Source organism: Sphingomonas abaci (assembly GCF_014199625.1).
Lineage (GTDB): Bacteria > Pseudomonadota > Alphaproteobacteria > Sphingomonadales > Sphingomonadaceae > Sphingomonas > Sphingomonas abaci.
Window position 1 is genome coordinate 353591 of the sequence record NZ_JACHNY010000004.1, and the last position, 19228, is coordinate 372818.

Here is a 19228-nt window from a genome sequence, read left to right on the forward strand (position 1 = left end):
TTACGCTCCCGCCGCCAGCGCCTTGGTGCGCGCATTCTCGGTCTCGATCACTTCTTCCACCGGGATGTAATAGTCGCGGTCATAGTTGAACGTATGGCCGATCGCGACCGCCAGCAGCGCGACGAAGCTCAGCGCCGCGAGCCACCAGATGTACCAGATCATCGCCAGGCCGAACACGGTCGCACACCCCGCCAGGATGACGCCCGCGCCGGTGTAGCGCGGCATGTGGATCGCCCGGAAGCCTTCCGTCGGACGCACCGCGCCACGCGACTTCATGTCGTACCAGGCGTCCAGGTCGTGGACGACGGGCGTGAACGCGAAGTTGTAGTCCGGCGGCGGCGACGACGTCGCCCATTCCAGCGTACGGCCACCCCAGGGATCGCCGGTCGTGTCGCGCAGCGCCTCGCGGTTGCGGAAGCTGACCCAGAACTGCATCAGCAGGGCGCCGATGCCGGCCGCGATCATCAGCGCGCCAAGCGCGGCGATGATGAACCAGATCTGCAGCGACGGATCGTCAAAGTGGCGCAGGCGACGCGTGACGCCCATCAGGCCGAGCACGTAGAGCGGCATGAAGGCGACGTAGAAGCCGATCGTCCAGCACCAGAAGCTGACCGTGCCCCAGAACTTGTCCAGCTTGAAGCCGAACGCCTTGGGAAACCAGTAGTTGATCGCCGCGAACACGCCGAACACCACGCCGCCGATGATCACGTTATGGAAGTGCGCGACCAGGAACAGCGAGTTGTGCAGGACGAAGTCGGCCGGCGGCACCGCCAGCAGCACGCCCGTCATGCCGCCGATCACGAACGTGATCATGAACGCGATCGTCCACATCATCGGCAGTTCGAAGCGGATCCGCCCCTTGTACATGGTGAACAGCCAGTTGAAGATCTTCGCGCCCGTCGGGATCGAGATGATCATCGTGGTGATGCCGAAGAACGAGTTGACGCTCGCGCCCGACCCCATGGTGAAGAAGTGGTGCAGCCAGACCAGGTAGGCCAGGATGGTGATGACCAGCACGGCGTAGACCATCGAGGTATAGCCGAACAGCCGCTTGGACGTGAAGGTCGAGGTGACTTCCGAGAAGACGCCGAACAGCGGCAGGATCAGGATGTACACCTCCGGGTGGCCCCAGATCCAGATCATGTTCACGTACATCATCGGGTTGCCCCCGCCGGTGTTCGTGAAGAAGTTGGTGCCGATATAGCGGTCGAGCGACAGCATCGCCAGCACCGCGGTCAGGATCGGGAAGGCGGCGACGATCAGCGTGTTGGTCGCCAGGGCCGTCCAGGTGAAGATCGGCATCTTCATCAGCGTCATGCCCGGTGCGCGCATCTTGATGATGGTGGCGAGCAGGTTGACGCCGGATAGCAGCGTGCCGACGCCGGCGATCTGGAGCGCCCAGATATAATAGTCGACGCCCACGTCCGGGGAATAATCCAGCCCCGACAAGGGCGCCATCGCCAGCCAGCCGGTGCGGGCGAACTCGCCGACGAACAGGCTGGCCATTACGATCACCGCGCCGGACACCGTCATCCAGAAGCTGAAATTGTTCAGGAACGGAAAGCTGACGTCGCGGGCGCCGATCTGCAGCGGCACGACATAGTTCATCAGACCGGTGACGAAGGGCATCGCCACGAAGAAGATCATGATGACGCCGTGCGCCGTGAACACCTGATCGTAATGGTGGGCGGGCAGGAAGCCCTCGTTCCCGCCGAACGCCATGGCCTGCTGCGCGCGCATCATCAGCGCGTCGGCGAAGCCGCGCAGCAGCATGACGATCCCCAGGATCATGTACATGATGCCGATGCGCTTATGGTCGACGGTGGTGAACCACTCCTTCCAGAGATAGCCCCACAGCTTGAAATAGGTCAGCGCCCCCAGCACCACCGCGCCGCCGAACGCGACCGCGATGAACGTGCCGACCAGGATCGGCTCGTGGATGGGAAAACTGTCGAGCGTCAGCCGCCCGAAGATCGTCTTGAGCAAGGTTTCCGACATGATGTCTCTCAGGCCCCCGCAACGGCGGAGGAACGGCCGGGGACGCCCGGCAGCGTGGAACGGTCGATCGCAGAGAAGCTGCGGTTTTCCTTGCCGCCGCGATCCTGCGACCCGGCCGGCGTCTCGATCGGCGCGCCGCGATTCTCGCCGCCCTTCTTCTCTTCGGGCGCCTTGAACAGCGCGCCGTCGGGCTTGTCGACCGGCGGACGGTTGCTGACCGGGGCATGGGCGCCGCGGTTCATGTCCTTGGCCATGGCATCCTGCATGCAGGGGGTGCCCGGCTTCACGCACATGCCCAGGATCTTGTCCCAGAGCCCCGGCTGCACCGCGTTGAAGCCCATTGCCGGCACGCGCTCGCTGGGCTTCTCCAGCTCCAGATAGCGGTCGGTCGACAGGCGGTCGGGCTGGCGGCGGATCGAGTCGACCCACTCACCGAACTGCGCGTCCGACACCGAACGGGTCGGGAAGTGCATGTAAGAGAAGCCCGCGCCGCTGTAGTTGGCGGACATGCCCTCGAACGTGCCCGTCTTGTTCAGCACCGCGTGGAGCTGCGTCTCCATGCCCGGCATGGTGTAGATCATGCCGGCCATGGCGGGGACGTAGAAGGTGTTCATCACCGACGACGAGGTCATCTTGAACTGGATCGGCCGGTTGACCGGCACCACCAGCTGGTTGACCGTGGCGATGCCCTGTTCCGGATAGAGGAACAGCCACTTCCAGTCCATCGACACGACCTCGACCACCAGCGGCTTGGTCGCCGGCGTCACCGGCTCGCCCGGCGCGATTCGGGTCAGCGGGCGATAGGGATCGAGCGTGTGCGTCGCCAGCCAGGTCAACGCGCCAAGCGCGATGATGATCAGGAGCGGCATCGCCCAGATCACCAGCTCCAGCCCGGTCGAGTGGTCCCAGTCGGGCCGATATTCGGCGTCCGCATTGCCCGCGCGATATTTCCACGCGAACAACCCGGTGAGCACGATCACCGGCAGGATGATGATCAGCATCAGGCCGGTCGACCACAGGATCAGGTCGGCCTGCTGACGCGCGACATCGCCGGCGGGGTTCATGACCACCATGTCGCACCCACCCAGAAGGGCGGGAGCGGCCAGCGCGGCAGCCCGGAGGCCGCGGGAGCGAGAGAGGGATCGGGACATATTGGTGTCGCGGCTACTCCCGATTGTGCATTTGCGAAATAGGACAATTTGTCCTATCCCGCATTGCGGCACGGCCCGCTAAGCCTCCTGCCAAATATTTGGAGTAGCTTCAGGCCATGGCTGAGACCGCCGCCTCTTCCACGCCCACATCGCAGGGCATCGAGCGCGATGCCCGTGCGATGTACGCGGAAGGCCATCATGACGTGCGCCCCGGCGAGATCGCGATCGGCGTGATCATCGGCCGCACGTCCGAATTCTTCGACTTCTTCGTCTATGCCATCGCCTCGGTGCTGGTGTTCCCGCAGATCGTCTTCCCGTTCGTCGACCGGGTGACGGGCACGCTGCTGTCCTTCGCGCTCTTCCCCCTCGCCTTCCTGGCGCGGCCGCTGGGCACGCAGATCTTCATGGCGATCGACCGTCGCCACGGCCGCGGCACCAAGCTGACGATCGCGCTGTTCCTGCTCGGCACGTCGACCGTGTCGCTGGCCTTCCTGCCCGGCTACGAGCAGGTCGGCATCGCCTCGGCCATCCTGCTCGGCCTGTTCCGCGTCGGTCAGGGCCTGGCGCTGGGCGGGGCGTGGGACGGCCTCGCCTCGCTCCTCGCGCTCAACGCGCCCGAGGACAAGCGTGGCTGGTACGCGATGGTGCCGCAGCTCGGCGCGCCGCTGGGCCTGATCGTGGCGAGCGGACTGTTCGCCTTCTTCTCCGGCTTCCTGTCCCCGGCCGACTTCCTGGCCTGGGGGTGGCGCTATCCCTTCTTCGTGGCGTTCGCGCTCAACGTGGTGGCGCTCTTCGCCCGCCTGCGCATCGTCGTGACGCCGGAATATACCGAACTGTTCCACACCCGCGAGCTGACCGCCTCGCCGGTCGGCGCAACGATCCGGGCCCAATGGCGCAATATCGTGATCGGGGCGTTCGCGCCGCTCGCCAGCTTCGCGCTGTTCCACATGGTCACGGTGTTCCCGCTGTCCTGGGTCATGCTGTTCACCGATCAGAGCATCACCCGCTTCCTGCTGATCGAAATGATCGGCGCGGTGTTCGGCGTCGGCGCGATCGTCGTCTCGGGCCTGCTGGCGGACCGGATCGGCCGGCGCTCGCTGCTGGGCTATACCGCGGTCGCGATCGCCATCTTCAGCGGCGTCGCGCCGCGCCTGCTGAACGGCGGCGACGCGGGCGAGCTGGCCTTCATGATCGGCGGCTTCATCCTGCTCGGCCTGTCCTTCGGCCAGTCGTCGGGCGCGGTCACCAACAACTTCCCCAAGCGCGCCCGCTATACCGGCGCGGCGCTGACCTCGGACCTGGCCTGGCTGTTCGGCGCCGGCTTCGCCCCGCTCGCGGCGCTGGTGCTGGCCCAGAATTTCGGCCTGATCGCGGCGGGCGGTTATCTGTTCTCGGGCGCAATCGGCACACTGGCCGCGCTGTACCTGAACAAGGAATTGGGCAAGCGGATGGGCTGAGCCCGGCAGCCGGCGCAGTTTCCACGCGCCGGCCCAACGCCCTATCCAAATACGAGAAAGGCCACCGCGACAATCGTGTCGCGGTGGCCTTTTTCCTGTCCGACGATGCGAGTCCGCCGGGCGGTCAGCGTGCCGTGCCGAAGGGGATGGCGGACACCCGCACCGGTTGGCGGTTGATCTTGCGCGCCAGGGCCGAGGGATCGGTCAGCGTCAGCCGGCCCGTCTTCCAGGTCAGGTCGCCCTCGCGCCGGAAGAGCTGGATCATGCGATTGACATGGACCGAGGTCAGGCCGAGCGCGTCGGCGATCATTTCCTGCGTCAGCGGCAGCGCGAAGCTGTTGCCGCTTTCCAGCCCCGCCATCCGCAGTCGCTCAAGCAATTCGAGGAACAGGTCGCCGATCCGCTCCTGCGCATTGAGCCGGCCGAGCCGGGTGATGTTGGCGAGCAGATAGGCCTCATCGAGCGCCCGACTGAGCGCATAGGCTTCCGCCAGCGCCGGCGACTTGTCGCGCGGCGGCGCGGAACACACCTCGACCGGCGTCAGCGCGATCACCGTCGCGGTGGCGACCGGGCGCGTCTGGTGGCCGAGCCCGACCACATCGCCCGGCAGCAGGAAGCTGAGGAACTGGCGCCGGCCATCGGCCAGGAAGCGGACCCGCGCCGCCCAGCCGCTGAGGATCAGCAACGGCTCGACGATCTCATGTCCCTCGCCGATCAGCTCGCGGCGCGGCTTGATCGGGCGGGCGGTCGCCAGCGCATCGGTCAGCGCGAGCGTCGCATCCTCGTCCAGCGGCACCAGCGTGTTAAGCCGGCGCACCGCCGCGCCGGGATCGCGAAAGGCTCTGATTGCACGTATCACAATGCCACCTCCGGGCAGACGAGATCGCGCAGGGTGTCCAGCACGACCTCCATGGTAAAGGGCTTGGCCAGGCGCGGATGAGCGCGATAGCCGTCCGGCATGGTGATGCCGTCATAGCCCGTCAGAAACAGATAAGGCACGCCTCGCGCGCTCAGCACATCGGCAATCGGGAAGGACGGGGTACCCTCGAGATTGACGTCGACCACCGCGACGTCAATCGGTTCAACGGTCGCCGCCGCGAGGCCGATCGCCACGGTGTTGAAGGGGCCGAGCACGACCGCCCCTTCTCGCAGCAGCGCGCGCTTTAGGTCCGCAGCGATGTAGTATTCGTCCTCGATCACGAGGATGCGCTTGCCGCCCAGCGTCACGACCATCCTCCTTCGCCATAGCGCACGGCGTCATCATCGATCGCCGACAACGGAAGCGCGATCGTGCATCGTACGCCGCCGCGCTCGAACAGCAACTCCGTATCAGCCCTTAGCCGATAGGGTAGCGCCTCCTCGATCAGTTCCCGACCAAAGCCGTATCGGCCAGGTCGCAAATCGATCGCGGGAACGCCGGTCTCTAGCCAGCTTAATACCAGTTTCTCACCCCCGCTCTGATCCACGTCAATCCGCCACGTCAGCGCAAGCTTCCCGGACTTGACCTTCAGCGCGCCAAATTTGATCGCGTTTACAGTCAGTTCGTGGAACGTTAAAGCTAAATTCTCGGCGATGTCCAGCGGCAGGGCGACATCCGGCCCATCGATCACGACCGACGGTCCATCGCAAACCCCGACGCTGAGCAATTCTTCACGGATCAGATTCTGCAAATCGACCCGCTGATCGGGATTGTGACAGACACCCCCATGGGTCCGGGCCAAGGCGTCCAGTCGGCCGCGGAAGTGATCGTTGATATCATCAATGTCATATCCTGACTCAATGGTCCGTTCGAATACCGACCGCGTCACCGTCAAGAGGTTGCGGACCCGATGCTGCAATTCGGCAAGCAGGAACACCTGCCGATCCTTCAGCGTCCGCAGTTCATGAATGTCCGTCGCCGAGCCGTACCAGCCCGTGACCTGCCCGTCCTTGTCGCGCCCAGGCACGGTGCGGACCAGGAACCAGCGATACGTGCCGTCGCGCATCCGGTAGCGCAATTGCCGTTCCACCGGCGCTTTAAATTCATCGGCGCGCTTGGCGATATCCAGCTCGATATGCCGGTCGTCGGGATGGACGTAACGAATCCAGCCGCCATTCTGGCCGTCGTAATAAGATTGGCCCGTTAGACGTTCCCACTGCCGATTGTCGACAAAGTTGATCCCGTCGCTGTCCGCATACCACAACAGGCTGGGCAACAATTCTGTCGTGCGGCGGAAGCGATCGCTGGTTTCCTGCAACGTCGCTTCCGCTCGCGCGCGTCCGACGGCCAGCTTACACCGTTCGGCGACCTCCTCCAGGAATGTAACCTCGGTGCTGCTCCAAAGCCGTGGCGCGGCAGTGCCGACGAACAGGGCACCGACCACTCGGTTCTGGCTAACGAGGGGTACGACGCACAGTGCACCGAGTCTGATCGAACGCAGATAGTCGCAGGCTGGGCTGTCGGCAGCGTCGTCCAGTACGATCGTCCGGCCTTCCCGTAGTGGCGCAATCAGATCGGGCGGCAGCTGGTCGGCAGCGACGGCCAGACGATATGTCTCTCCCGGACGATCGGGATTGACCGCCTCGACCTTCAACATGTTCCGGCGCCCATCGAAATAGACGAAGCCGCACTGTTCGACCGCCATCCACTTGAGCAACTTGGCGATCGTATGCTGCTGGATCGCGAGAGGATCGGTCATCTCCCGCCATTGCCGGCTCAGGGATCGAAGGCGCTGCTCCGCCCGACGCTGGTTCTCGATCCGCTGGACGACTCGGCGAATGTGGACGAACTCGCCTGCGATCCAGCCGAGCAGATCGAGCAGACGGAGCGTGAATCTGTCGAGCGTACGTGGCGTCCGGAAATGCACGTTCAATATGCCCAGGAAATTGCGCTCCGAGCCCACTAACGGGATCGATACCATGGCCGCGATGCCTGCATCGAGCATCATGGCACGAACTATTTCGGACATTTCCGATCGCATGATATCGGGAAGAATGATCCGCTGACGCTTCGTCATCAGCTTTTCCATGATCGGACCCGGCTTCCGCAGGTCACCATCGCGATAGGTGCGGATGAACAGGCTGTCCTCGCTGAACCCCTGCACCGCGACCAAGGTGGCGATCCGGTCATCCGCATCCGCCAGATGGAGCGCCCCTAGATCGGTATCGGCAAAGGAGGTGGCGAGATGCAGGACCTCGGTCATGGCTTGCGACACGTCGCGCGCCTCACGCAGGCGGAGGTGCAGATCGTGCAGCAGGGTCAGGGCCGATCGACCGTCGATCCGGCGATCGACTGGCAGCATGACCGGCTCGTCGCTCGACAACCCGTGACGATCCATCGGCTGCAACCGGATCAGGTACCCGGCGACCTGCTTCGCCTCGTCTTCTATGGGGCGGATCGTCACCTGGGTCAGCGCGCGGCTGAAGCTCGGCGGCAGCGTTAAAGCGGGCTGTGGCTCCCACGCGTTCGCCGCACGCTCCAGCGCCTGTTCAAACATCGGCCAGCAGGTCGACCAGGCCTCCGCCGCCGGGGAACCCAATTCCATGCCGATGTCCGCCACCGCGAGGTGCTCGGCGAACGCGTCGTTCCAGATCTGATGCAAAGGCCCGCCCCACCACAATGCCATGGGCTCGGGCGCGGTGAGCACCAGTCGGAGCATGGATTGCAGTGTCGGCGGCCATTCGGTCAGCGGCCCCAGCTCGGTCCGGCACCACGGATGGGCACGGATGGCCTCGGCCATTTCGCTGTCGCCTCGAAGCCAGCCGACCGGACCGCTGAACGCGGTCGTGCCGACACTATCACCCCGTGCCGCGATCTCGATCACCGTTCAAATCCCCTCCCCGGTCAGGCGCTGGCAGAGCATGTCGAGCTGATCGAGTGTCGAATAGCTCAACGTCAGCGTACCCCCCTTTGCACCATGCGCGATCTGCACCGACACCCCGAGCAGGTCGGCTAGCTGCGTCTGCAACGCGACGATGTCCGCGTTGGGTAACGCCGGAGGTGCCTTCTCCCCAGACTCCGACTTGCGCGGCTTCTTTTCGCGGGTGAGCTTTTCGGTATCGCGCACCGACAGGCCGCGCACCACCACCTGCTCGGCCAGTCGCTCGACATCGGGCGCGCCCAGCAGCGCACGGGCATGACCCATCGACAGCGATCCATCGACCACCTTGGCCTGGACCGGGTCGGGCAGTTCGAGCAGCCGCAGCAGATTGGCGACATGACTGCGCGACTTGTGGACGATCTTCGCCAGCGCTTCTTGCGTATGGCCATATTCACCGGCCAGACGTTGATAGGCCTGGGCCTCTTCGATCGCATTCAGGTCCTGGCGCTGGATATTCTCGACAAGCGCGATCTCCATCGTCTCGACATCGTTGAAGTCGCGCACCACGACCGGGACTTCGTGCAGCCGCGCGCGCTGGGCCGCGCGCCAGCGCCGCTCGCCCGCGACGATTTGGAACTGGTGACCATGGGGCCGCACCACGATCGGCTGGATGACGCCGCGCGCCGCGATCGACGCGGCGAGTTCCTCCAGCAGCGCATCATCGAAGCGGCGACGCGGCTGTTGCGGATGCGGGGCCAGCGCGCTGATCGGCAGTGTACGGATGCCAGCGGGCTTGTCCGCCGCACCGTCCGACACCGGCACTTCGCGCGCCATTTCGCCAAGAAGCGCATCGAGCCCGCGACCCAGGCCAGCGCGGGCGCGGCGGGGTGATGCCTCGCTCATGCCGCGGCCGCCTTGCTCGGCAGGCGCAGGATGATCTCGCGGGCCAAGGCGATATAGGCTTCCGAGCCGGAGCAGCGATGATCGTAGATCAGGGCCGGCAAACCATGGCTTGGCGCTTCGGAGAGACGGACGTTTCGCGGAATCACGGTATCGAACACCACCTTGCCCAACACGGCGCGGACATCGGCAGAGACCTGTTCAGTCAGCCGGTTACGCCGATCATACATGGTCAGCGCTACACCCAGGATCGACAATCCCGGATTAAAGCGCTGACGAATTCGCTCAACGGTCGTCAGCAATTGCGACAGCCCCTCCAGCGCGAAGAACTCGCATTGCAGCGGCACGAACAACGTGTCGGAGGCGACCATCGCGTTCATCGTCAGCAGGCCGAGCGATGGCGGACAGTCGACCAGTACGATGTCCCAGGGCGTGGTGCTCCGGCGCAGCGCTTCGTCCAGCCGGTGGGTGCGCGCGTCCAGTTCGACCAGCTCGATCTCTGCGCCGGAGAGATCGACCGTCGCCGGTACCAGATCGAGGCGCGGCACCTTGGTCGAGATCACGGCCTGGTCGAGCGTGGTGTTGCCGATCAGCACGTCATAGCTGGAGGTGACTCGCTGCGAGTGACCGACGCCAAGTCCGGTCGACGCATTGCCCTGCGGATCAAGGTCGATCAGCAATACGTGCTGCCCGGTTGCTGATAAAGCGGTCGCGAGGTTGATCGCGCTGGTGGTCTTGCCCACCCCGCCCTTCTGATTGGCGACTGCAACAACGATCATCGCTTGGCTCCATCGGCTATCACGATCGACGAGTCCGCTGCGGTGAGGGATTGTTCCACGTGGAACGTTAGCCCGTATCGCCGGTCGAGGCCGCGCAAATCTTCCGGATCGACAGCGCCGCGGGGCAGCAACCATCGTGTCTCCGCTGTGGCGCAAGCGGCGGCCGACTGCAAAAGCTTTTCGATCGACGCCACGGCGCGCGCTGTAATGATGTGGGACGGCCGGGCGATCTGTTCGACCTTGGCGCAGGCCAGCTCGACATGGGTCAGGCCCAATGCGTCGCTGCAGCCTTGCAGGAAATCGACGCGGCGCTTGCGTGGCTCGACCAACAGGAACGGCGCGTCAATCGCCATGGCGAGCACCAGTCCGGGAAAGCCGGCGCCGGTGCCGATGTCGAGCCAGCGTTCGGCGGGCGCCTCCGCGAGCAGGCCAAGCTGGAGCGAGTCGACGAGATGGCGGGCCCACACGATGTCCAGCGTCGAAGGCGCGATCAGGTTCTGGCGCTGCATCTCGTCCGCCAGCATCGGCACGAAGCGGGTAAGGCGGTCGACGGTGCGCGCCCCGAAATGCGTGTCGACCCAGGCGCGGGCTTCATCTTCGGTCATGCGGCATACCGTTTGGCGTGGAGGAGGACGGCGGACAGCGCGGCCGGAGTGATGCCCCGAATTCGGGCGGCCGCTGCGAGCGAGATGGGTCGGCTCGCATCGAGCCGCGCGACCATCTCATTCGACAGACCGGCGATCGCGGCATAATCGATATCGGTCGGCAAGGCGATCGACTCCTCTGACCGCAGCGTTGCTACTTCCTGCGCCTGACGCTCGAGATAGGGGGCGTACCGGGCATCCTCGCCCACCTCCCGAATCACCGCCGGATCGATTCCATCCAACGCATCCGGCGCGATCAGATCCAGGTCGATGCCATCGAACCGCAACCACTCCCAGGCGCTGCGCCGCGCGCCATCCTGGCTGACGCGACCGCCCAGGCCTTGGATATCGCTGGCGGTGAGCGATCGATCCAGCCGCTGACGGAGCGTCGCGCGTTGGTCGGCCGAGCGTTGCTGATGATGGAGCCGCTCGGCGGATACGCAGCCGGCGCGTTGCGCAAGGCCTGCCAGTCGCGTCTCGGCATTGTCGGCGCGCAGCGACAGCCGGAACTCGGCCCGCGCGGTCAGCATTCGATAGGGCTCGGTGACGCCTTGCAGGACCAGGTCGTCGATCATCACGCCGATATAGCTGGACGCACGGTCCAGGATGACCGGCGTGAGTTCGTTGGCATGTGCCGCCGCGTTGAGGCCGGCGACCAGCCCCTGCCCCGCCGCCTCCTCATAGCCGGTCGTGCCGTTGATCTGTCCGGCGCAGAATAGTCCCTCGATCGAGCGGACGGCCAGCGTCGGGGCCAGAGCGCGGGGATCGATATGGTCATATTCCACCGCATAGCCCGGCACGGTGATCCGCGCCTGTTCGAGACCGGCGATGGTCGCGATCATCGCGCGTTGCGCATCGGCGGACAGGCTGGTCGACAGCCCGTTGGGATAGACGGTCGGATCGTCCAGCCCTTCGGGCTCAAGGAAGATCTGATGCCCGTCACGGTCGCCGAATCGGTGAATCTTGTCCTCGATCGACGGACAATAGCGCGGCCCCTGCCCTTCGATCGCGCCGGAATAAAGCGGCGACGTGTCGAGATGCGCACGGATCACGTCATGGGTCGCGGCGGTGGTCCGGGTGATCGCGCAGGCGATTTGCGGCACCGTCCGGGCGGGTGTCAACGCCGACATCGTCCAGCCGAGATCGTCCGAGGGCTGCTCCGTCAGCCGCGCCCAGTCGATGGTGCGGCCATCGAGACGGGGCGGCGTGCCCGTCTTCAGCCGCCCCATCGGCAGGCCAAAGTCGCGAAAATGGGCCGCCAGGGGACCCGCACTCCGCTCCTCGACCCGGCCGCCGCTATGCCGCTCGTCACCCCGAAAGATTCGCCCGCCCAGAAACGTTCCTGTCGCCACCACCAGGGCTCGGGTCGCGATCCGCTCTCCCGATGCGAGCACGATGCCACGCACCGCGCCCCCGCTCAGGTCCAGCCCGGTGACCTCCCCTGTAACGAAGGTGACGCCGCTCACCGCCATCAGCGCCTTCACCGCCGCTTGGTAGCGCCGGCGGTCCGCCTGGATCCGGGGACCCTGCACGGCCGCACCCTTGCTGGCATTCAGCAACCGGTGGTGGATGGCGGAGGCGTCGGCGGCGCGCGCCATCACGCCGTCAAAGGCATCGACCTCACGGACGATATGTCCCTTTCCCAACCCCCCGATCGATGGATTGCAGGACATGATGCCGATATTGTCGGCCGAGAAGCTGATCAGGGCGGTGGTGGCCCCACGACGGGCGGCGGCCGATGCGGCTTCGATCCCCGCATGGCCGGCACCGAGAACGATGACGTCGAACATGCCTTGCCTGTAGCGTCTATCGACCCGCACTCCAAAGCTGTTCCACGTGGAACATCATTTTCCCAGACAGAAGCGTCCGAAAAGCTGGTCGAGCATCACCTCGGTCGCATCCACGCCGGTGATCGCTGCCAGTTCCGACCGAGCTTGTCGGAGATGTTCACCGATCAACAAGGGATCCGCCGGCGAGTCGCGCAGCGCCCGTACGGCCGCCCGGCAGAGATCGCGATGACGGGCGCGCAGCGGCAGGGCGTCGGCCGGGGGCAGCAACGCCGCGGCCTTGGCTGCGATCGCCTCCCACAGCGCGGTGACCGATGCGGGATCATCGCGGCGCACGCCGATCCGATCGGCGGGTGTGTGATCCCGCCCCGGCAGGTCGGCCCGTGCATGGACGTGCAAGGCTTCGCCGTGCGGCGACGGCTGGTCGCTGACCCACATTATGATGTCGGCTTCCGCCAGCGCCTGGCGCGCGCGGTCGACACCGATCGCTTCGACCACGTCGTCGGTCTGGGTCAGTCCGGCCGTATCGATCAGTAGATAGGCGCGACCGTCGCGCACCACCGGCGCTTCGATCCGGTCCCGCGTCGTGCCCGCAATCGGCGAAACGATCGCGGCGTCCCGTTGGGCGAGCAGGTTGAGCAGCGTCGACTTGCCCGCGTTGGGCGGCCCGGCGATCACCACACGCAGCCCGTCGCGCACCCGCTCCACGGGCGGTGCCGACGCCGCCCCGTCGATCTGATCCGCCAATGCCGCCATCGCCGATCGGATCGCCTCGGCATCGTTCGCGCCGGCATCCTCTTCGTCGGCATAGTCAAGCATCACTTCGATGCGGGCGGAGAGCATCGCGACCTGGCTCAGCCAATCCTGCACCGCACGACTGATCGCCCCCTCCGCCGAGCGCAACGCCAGGACGCGTTGTTGCTCGGTCTCCGCCTCCAGCAGGTCGGCAAGCCCTTCCGCTTCACTCAGATCGATACGGCCATTGGCCAGCGCGCGTCGCGTGAACTCGCCCGGCAACGCCAGCCGACATCCCGGCACGGTCGCCAGCGCGGCGAGCACCGCCGCGACGACTGCGCGGCCGCCGTGGCAATGCAGCTCGACCAAATCCTCACCGGTGGCGGTGGCGGGACCGTCAAAGGCTAGCGCCAGCGCCCGGTCGAGCAATTCGCCCCGCTGCCCCCGCAGCGCCCGCAACGTCGCGCGGCGCATCGTCCTGGGCAAGGCGTCGAGCGCTTCGGCCGCCGCGAAGGCCGCCGGTCCGCTGATCCGAACGACCGCGATGCCGGCTGGCGGCTGCCCCGACGACAGCGCGAAGATCGTGTCGATCATCCCGTGGACTTGCCCGCACTGTCGATCATCCGCCGCCAGAAGGCCATGCCGGCCTCGCCCATCGGCGCCCATTGCCGCATCATCGTCTCCATTGCCTCGGGGCGGAACTGTCCGTCCATCGCCTCGCGCAGCATCGCCAGATATTGGTCGTGCACCGGGGTGAGGTCGGGCAGGCCCATGGCGCGGCGTGCCTCCTCCGGCGTGCAGTCGATCTCGACCGTGATCTTCATGATCGCTTCTCCTTGAGCCCCCATGGCCTCACCGGCATAGTCATGCGCGGAGCTTGCCCCGTCCGGCAAGCAGAGGAACCCGCATGACCAGCATCAGCATAACGCCGCTCGACGGCACCGGTCGCTTCGACGCCTATCGCGCCGCGCCGGAGGGTACGCCACGCGCCGCCATCATCGTCATCCAGGAGATCTTCGGCGTGAATGCCGGCATCCGCCGCAAGTGCGATGCGCTGGCCGAAGCCGGCTATCTCGCGATCGCGCCCGACCTGTTCTGGCGGATGCAGCCGGGCCTCGAACTCGATCCCGACGTGCCCGAGCAGATGCAAGCGGCGCTCGACTGGATGGGCCAGTTCGACCAGGACCAGGGCATACGCGACATCGAAGCCACCATCCGCGCCGCGCGCGGCGAACTGGGCCCGGACGGCAAGGTCGGGGTGGTCGGCTATTGCCTGGGCGGTCGGCTCGCCTTCATGGCGGCGACGCGCACCGATACCCAGGCGAGCGTCGGCTATTATGCGGTCGGCGTCGACGGCTTGCTGGGCGAGGCAGCAGCGATCGCGCATCCGGTGCTGCTGCACGTGCCGCAGGAGGATCATTTCGTCGACAAGGACAGTCAGGAGCGGATGCATGCGGGCCTCGACGACCACCCCAAGGTGACGCTGATCGACTATCCCGGCGAGGATCATGGCTTCGCCACCGAGTTCGGCCAGCGCCGCTCGGACGACTCCGCCAAGCGCGCCGATGCCGCGACCATGGCCTTTTTCGCCGACCATCTCGGCTGAACCATCCACAGGGTGGGATCGACGGTCCCACCCGGATCGGACGCGGCCCCCGGCTGTGAATGCTCCGGCAGCATGGGGCGGGCCGCATCCGTTGCAATGTGCCGCTCCATTCTATCCCCAGTCTTATCCCCAGGAGTGCGAACGGCCGGACCGGCAATGTCGGTTACTCCGTCCCATGGTCACGGGTGACTTGTGCTTCGGGCGCGCCGTCTCCGCTTGCCAACGCGCGCTGCCGCCTTGGGGACGTCCTATCCACGCACAGAGGGCCTGATCAGAAGCGGCCGTCATGGAGGATCATCCACAGGGCCGTTCGGACCTTCTCGCCGACCCCGATGGAAAACCATCCACAGGGCCAGACGCGAAAACGGCTCGCCCTCCCCGTTGGGACGACGAGCCGTACAGAGACCGGACGGGGCGCGACGGATCAGCCAAACAGGCTGACCAGCCCCAGCGTGTCCTCGGTTCCGACCCAGCCTTCGTAGATCATCCGCACCGCAACGAACAGGATCACCGCCAGGCCGATATAGGCGATCCAGCGATAGCGATCGATGATCCGCGCGATGAAGTTCGCCGCCAGACCCATCAGCGCCACCGACAGCAACAGGCCGACGACTAGAATGCCAGGATGCTCACGCGCCGCGCCGGCGACCGCCAGCACATTGTCCAGGCTCATAGACACATCCGCCACCGCGACCGCCCAGGCCGCCGCCGCGAAGCTGCGCGCGGATTTCACGCCGGACACTTCGTCGCCGCCCGCCGCCGCAGGGTCGGCATGATCGCCGCCACTGCGAATCTCGCGCCAGAACTTCCAGCTCACCCACAGGAGCAGCAGGCCACCGGCGAAGATCAGGCCGACCACGCCCATCAGCCAGGTGACGATCAGCGCGAACAGGATACGCAGCACCAGCGCGGCGCCAATTCCGATCAGGATGACCTTGCGCCGGTCGGCTGCGGGCAGCCCCGCCGCCAGCGCGCCGACGACGATGGCATTGTCGCCCGCCAGCACCAGGTCGATCATCAGCACCGAACCGAAGGCGGCGAGCGCGGCGGGCTCGGTGATGTTGGAGAAGTCGGCAACGATATGGTGCCAGATTTCGGCCGGCGATCCCGGCCCGGCCGCCGCCGCACTGGCGGCACCGGCGAGTAGCGTGAGAATGGACAAGTTCGGCTCCCGGATGATGCACCGGCAACTCGTGGCCGCGGCGCTTGTATCCCTGTCCTACAAAGAAGCGGCGCACATACAAGAACGGCGCGGGGGCCAGCCACCGCGCCGTCACCTGGGTCCCATCGGGGGCGGCGCGAACGCCGCCGGGCCTGGCCCTTACTGGTTCATGCTGTCGAAGAAATCCTCGTTGGTCTTGGAGTTCTTCATCTTGTCGAGCAGGAACTCCATCGAGTCGATCGTGCCCATCTGCATGAGGATGCGGCGCAGCACCCACATCTTGGACAGCTTGTCCTTCTGGACCAGCAGCTCCTCCTTGCGGGTGCCCGACTTGCCGACGTCCAGCGCGGGGAAGATGCGCTTGTCCGCCACCTTGCGGTCGAGCACGATCTCGGAGTTGCCGGTGCCCTTGAACTCCTCGAAGATCACTTCGTCCATGCGGCTGCCGGTGTCGATCAGCGCGGTGGCGATGATCGAGAGCGAGCCCCCCTCCTCGATGTTGCGCGCCGCGCCGAAGAATCGCTTGGGCCGCTGCAGCGCGTTGGCGTCGACGCCGCCGGTCAGCACCTTGCCCGAAGACGGCACCACCGTGTTGTAGGCGCGGCCAAGGCGGGTGATCGAGTCGAGCAGGATCACCACGTCCTTCTTGTGCTCGACCAGCCGCTTCGCCTTCTCGATCACCATTTCGGCGACCTGGACGTGCCGCTGCGCCGGCTCGTCGAAGGTGGAGGACACGACCTCACCCTTCACCGAGCGCTGCATGTCGGTGACTTCCTCGGGCCGCTCGTCGATCAGCAGCACCAGCAGGAACACCTCGGGATGGTTGTCGGTGATCGCCTTGGCGATGTTCTGCAGCATCACCGTCTTGCCGACGCGCGGCGGCGCCACGATCAGCGTGCGCTGGCCCTTGCCCTGCGGGCTGACGATGTCGATGACGCGCGCCGACTTGTCCTTCTGCGTCGGATCGGCCGGATCGAGGATCAGCTTCTCTTCCGGGTAGAGCGGCGTGAGGTTGTCGAAGTTGACCCGGTGGCGGACCGCATCGGGATCGTCGAAATTGACCGAGGTCAGCCGCGTGATCGCGAAATAGCGCTCGCCATCCTTGGGCGCACGGATCTCGCCTTCCACGGTATCGCCGGTGCGCAGACCCCATTTGCGGACTTGGTTGGGCGAGACATAGATGTCGTCCGGCCCGGCAAGATAATTGGCCTCCGGCGAGCGCAGGAAGCCGAAGCCATCCTGCAGCACCTCGATCGTGCCCAGACCCATGATCTGGTCGCCCTGCTCCGCCTGCTCCTTCAGGATGGCGAACAGCAGGTCCTGCTTGCGCAGGGTCGAGGCGCCCTCGACGCCGAGTTCCTCGGCCAATTGCACCAGCTCAGCCGGCGTCTTTTTCTTCAAATCTTTGAGATGCATGGAAAATTTCCAAATGCGACAGATAGTTGGGGAGAAGCTCGGTCAGCGGCAGGACGCGGCGACATGAAGCTGGAGGGAGGAACGCGGAGCGGCAGGACGCCGCTCTACGCGTGGACAGGAGGTAAGCAGGGCAAGGCCCGCCGTCAAGCGCGCTGTGCGGCGGGACAGGCGTGTGGACAAGTCTGTGGATAAGCCTGCGGACCGGCCGTCAGGGACGGACGATCACCAAGATCACGATCAGCGACACGGCAAGCGCGGGCACCTCGTTCAGCATCCGCAAATGCCGGCCCGACAGGCTAGGCTTCCCCGCCGCCAGCTTCCTGGCATAGCCGACCGCCCAGCCATGATAGCCGGACAGCAGCAGGACCAGCGCGATCTTGGCATGGAGCCAGCCCAGCCCCGGCACCCCGTCCGCCAGGCCCAGGTTGAGGGTCAGCGACAGGCCCAGCAGCCAGGTGACGATCAGCGCGGGGGTCAGGATGATGTGGCGGATCTTGCTCTCGCGCTCGACCCACTGCGCTGCTTCCTCGGCCCGACCGGCGGCCAGCGCCTCCTGGTGATAGACGAGGTAGCGCGGCAGCATGAACAGCCCCGCCATCCAGAAGATCACGAAGATGATATGCGCCGCCTTCACCCAGTCATAGGCAGCCCCCAGCCATCCGGTCATGCCATCCTCCTGACGCGAGCGATCAGCCGCTCGACATGGGCTATGGGCGTGTCGGGCAGGATGCCGTGGCCCAGGTTGAACACATGCGGGCGATCCACCAGCGCGGTGAGGATATCGTCCACCGCCCGGTCCAGTTCCACGCCGCCCGCGATCAGCGCCAGCGGATCGAGATTGCCCTGCACCGGCATCCCGTCCGGCAGATGCGCGTGCGCCCAGGCCGGATCGACCGTCTCGTCCAGTCCCAGCGCATCGACGCCCGTCTCGCGCGCATAGGCGGGCAGCTTGCCGCCGGCGCCCTTGGGAAAGCCGATCACGATCAGTTCGGGGCGCAGCGCCTTCAGCCGCGCGACGATCGCGGCATTGGGCGCGATCACCCAGCGTTCGAACTGCGCCGGCGACAGGCTGCCGGCCCAGCTGTCGAACAGCTGCACCGCCTCCACCCCGGCATCGGCCTGGGCGACCAGATAGGTGACGGTGCAGTCGACGATCGCCTCGATGATCGCGCCGAACGCCTGGGGGTCGCGATAGGCGAAGCGGCGCGTCTCGCCCTGGTCCTTCGACCCCGCCCCCGCCACCATATAGGTCGCCACCGTCCAGGGAGAGCCGGCAAAGCCCAGGAAGCTGGTCTCGGGTGGCAGCGCCGCCGCCACCGCCCGCACCGTCGCATAGACCGGCTCCAGCCGTTCGGGCACCCGGTCGAGCGCCGACAGCGCATGTTCGACCAGCGGCGGCGACAGGCGCGGTCCCTCGCCCGCCCCGAAGCTGAGGTCCTGGCCCAGCGCCCAGGGCACCATCAGGATGTCGGAGAACAGGATCGCCCCGTCGAAGCCGAAACGCCGGATCGGCTGGAGCGTGACTTCCGCCGCGGCGACCGGATCGGTGGCGAGCGCGAGGAAGCCGCCCTTCTCCGCCCGGAGCGCGCGATATTCCGGCAGATAGCGCCCGGCCTGACGCATGAGCCAGAGCGGCGGGATGGCATGACGCTCGCCACGGAGCGTGGACAACAGGCGTTTCACGGGTCGGACGGGCCCTTCTATCTAATAAGAATAAGAGTCTTAGAGAGTCTGATGAAGTCGTAGGCGCGTTGGCAGCGGGGATTAGGCGGCCATCCCGAAAATGCCAACAG

Annotated in this window: 17 protein-coding genes; 2 read left to right on the forward strand and 15 right to left on the reverse strand. The window is 66.0% G+C overall.

Annotation, left to right across the window (positions count from 1 at the left end):
- Entirely contained in the window at positions 1-1998 is a 1998-nt protein-coding gene (gene cyoB / locus GGQ96_RS11885; protein ID WP_184114865.1) for a cytochrome o ubiquinol oxidase subunit I, read from the reverse strand.
- 8 nt (positions 1999-2006) lie between these two features.
- Positions 2007-3149 (reverse strand): ubiquinol oxidase subunit II, encoded by a 1143-nt coding sequence (cyoA, locus tag GGQ96_RS11890; protein WP_184114867.1) that lies wholly within the window; start codon positions 3147-3149, stop codon positions 2007-2009.
- Positions 3150-3265: 116 nt separating this feature from the next.
- On the opposite strand from cyoA, the gene GGQ96_RS11895 reads away from it, so the two are divergent.
- On the forward strand, positions 3266-4606 hold the full coding sequence (locus tag GGQ96_RS11895) for an MFS transporter (protein WP_184114869.1): 1341 nt from the start codon (positions 3266-3268) through the stop codon (positions 4604-4606).
- Between the two features lie 124 nt (positions 4607-4730).
- Here the strand turns inward: GGQ96_RS11895 and GGQ96_RS11900 are convergent, their stop codons facing one another.
- The 9 genes from GGQ96_RS11900 to GGQ96_RS11940 are packed head-to-tail and all read right to left on the reverse strand — an operon-like array spanning position 4731 to position 14075.
- Entirely contained in the window at positions 4731-5465 is a 735-nt protein-coding gene (locus tag GGQ96_RS11900; RefSeq protein ID WP_184114871.1) for a helix-turn-helix domain-containing protein, read from the reverse strand.
- A complete protein-coding gene (locus GGQ96_RS11905) occupies positions 5462-5833 on the reverse strand; it encodes a response regulator (RefSeq protein WP_343059028.1) in 372 nt (123 codons plus the stop codon). The genes GGQ96_RS11900 and GGQ96_RS11905 overlap by 4 nt, the downstream gene beginning before the upstream one ends.
- Positions 5830-8409: a GAF domain-containing protein gene (locus GGQ96_RS11910; protein ID WP_184114875.1), complete on the reverse strand. Its 2580-nt coding sequence runs from the start codon at positions 8407-8409 to the stop codon at positions 5830-5832. The genes GGQ96_RS11905 and GGQ96_RS11910 overlap by 4 nt, the downstream gene beginning before the upstream one ends.
- A gap of 3 nt (positions 8410-8412) precedes the next feature.
- Positions 8413-9309, reverse strand: coding sequence for a ParB/RepB/Spo0J family partition protein (locus GGQ96_RS11915; protein ID WP_184114877.1), 897 nt, complete (start codon positions 9307-9309; stop codon positions 8413-8415).
- Positions 9306-10085, reverse strand: a complete 780-nt coding sequence (locus tag GGQ96_RS11920; protein WP_184114879.1) for a ParA family protein — start codon at positions 10083-10085, stop codon at positions 9306-9308. The genes GGQ96_RS11915 and GGQ96_RS11920 overlap by 4 nt, the downstream gene beginning before the upstream one ends.
- Positions 10082-10690, reverse strand: a complete 609-nt coding sequence (gene rsmG / locus GGQ96_RS11925; RefSeq protein ID WP_184114881.1) for a 16S rRNA (guanine(527)-N(7))-methyltransferase RsmG — start codon at positions 10688-10690, stop codon at positions 10082-10084. Before rsmG ends, GGQ96_RS11920 begins: the two co-directional genes overlap by 4 nt.
- Entirely contained in the window at positions 10687-12519 is a 1833-nt protein-coding gene (gene mnmG / locus GGQ96_RS11930; protein ID WP_184114884.1) for a tRNA uridine-5-carboxymethylaminomethyl(34) synthesis enzyme MnmG, read from the reverse strand. Before mnmG ends, rsmG begins: the two co-directional genes overlap by 4 nt.
- Positions 12520-12573: 54 nt before the next feature.
- A complete protein-coding gene (gene mnmE / locus GGQ96_RS11935) occupies positions 12574-13845 on the reverse strand; it encodes a tRNA uridine-5-carboxymethylaminomethyl(34) synthesis GTPase MnmE (RefSeq protein ID WP_184114886.1) in 1272 nt (423 codons plus the stop codon).
- Positions 13842-14075 carry a DUF6489 family protein gene (locus GGQ96_RS11940; RefSeq protein WP_184114888.1) on the reverse strand — a complete coding sequence of 78 codons (234 nt, stop codon included), beginning with the start codon at positions 14073-14075 and terminating at the stop codon, positions 13842-13844. Before GGQ96_RS11940 ends, mnmE begins: the two co-directional genes overlap by 4 nt.
- A gap of 83 nt (positions 14076-14158) precedes the next feature.
- Here GGQ96_RS11940 and GGQ96_RS11945 point away from each other — a divergent pair, with 83 nt between their 5' ends.
- Positions 14159-14857, forward strand: a complete 699-nt coding sequence (locus tag GGQ96_RS11945) for a dienelactone hydrolase family protein (RefSeq protein WP_184114890.1) — start codon at positions 14159-14161, stop codon at positions 14855-14857.
- 424 nt (positions 14858-15281) lie between these two features.
- Here GGQ96_RS11945 and GGQ96_RS11950 read toward each other — a convergent pair whose 3' ends face one another.
- From GGQ96_RS11950 to hemE, 4 genes are all read right to left on the reverse strand, one after another.
- Entirely contained in the window at positions 15282-16019 is a 738-nt protein-coding gene (locus tag GGQ96_RS11950) for a YjbE family putative metal transport protein (RefSeq protein ID WP_221239928.1), read from the reverse strand.
- Between the two features lie 159 nt (positions 16020-16178).
- Positions 16179-17435 (reverse strand): transcription termination factor Rho, encoded by a 1257-nt coding sequence (gene rho, locus GGQ96_RS11955; RefSeq protein WP_184114892.1) that lies wholly within the window; start codon positions 17433-17435, stop codon positions 16179-16181.
- Between the two features lie 208 nt (positions 17436-17643).
- A complete protein-coding gene (locus GGQ96_RS11960) occupies positions 17644-18102 on the reverse strand; it encodes a CopD family protein (RefSeq protein ID WP_184114894.1) in 459 nt (152 codons plus the stop codon).
- Complete coding sequence (hemE, locus tag GGQ96_RS11965; RefSeq protein WP_184115145.1) at positions 18099-19139, reverse strand: uroporphyrinogen decarboxylase; 1041 nt, start codon at positions 19137-19139, stop codon at positions 18099-18101. Before hemE ends, GGQ96_RS11960 begins: the two co-directional genes overlap by 4 nt.
- Positions 19140-19228 lie beyond the last annotated feature (89 nt).

Coding starts and splice junctions, on each gene's coding strand:
- rsmG (WP_184114881.1), bottom strand. CDS start 10,690: ATGACCGAAGATGAAGCCCGCGCCTGGGTCGACACGCATTTCGGGGCG.
- GGQ96_RS11895 (WP_184114869.1), top strand. CDS start 3,266: ATGGCTGAGACCGCCGCCTCTTCCACGCCCACATCGCAGGGCATCGAG.
- cyoB (WP_184114865.1), bottom strand. CDS start 1,998: ATGTCGGAAACCTTGCTCAAGACGATCTTCGGGCGGCTGACGCTCGAC.
- GGQ96_RS11945 (WP_184114890.1), top strand. CDS start 14,159: ATGACCAGCATCAGCATAACGCCGCTCGACGGCACCGGTCGCTTCGAC.
- mnmE (WP_184114886.1), bottom strand. CDS start 13,845: ATGATCGACACGATCTTCGCGCTGTCGTCGGGGCAGCCGCCAGCCGGC.
- rho (WP_184114892.1), bottom strand. CDS start 17,435: ATGCATCTCAAAGATTTGAAGAAAAAGACGCCGGCTGAGCTGGTGCAA.
- GGQ96_RS11960 (WP_184114894.1), bottom strand. CDS start 18,102: ATGACCGGATGGCTGGGGGCTGCCTATGACTGGGTGAAGGCGGCGCAT.
- GGQ96_RS11940 (WP_184114888.1), bottom strand. CDS start 14,075: ATGAAGATCACGGTCGAGATCGACTGCACGCCGGAGGAGGCACGCCGC.
- GGQ96_RS11915 (WP_184114877.1), bottom strand. CDS start 9,309: ATGAGCGAGGCATCACCCCGCCGCGCCCGCGCTGGCCTGGGTCGCGGG.
- cyoA (WP_184114867.1), bottom strand. CDS start 3,149: ATGTCCCGATCCCTCTCTCGCTCCCGCGGCCTCCGGGCTGCCGCGCTG.
- mnmG (WP_184114884.1), bottom strand. CDS start 12,519: ATGTTCGACGTCATCGTTCTCGGTGCCGGCCATGCGGGGATCGAAGCC.
- GGQ96_RS11920 (WP_184114879.1), bottom strand. CDS start 10,085: ATGATCGTTGTTGCAGTCGCCAATCAGAAGGGCGGGGTGGGCAAGACC.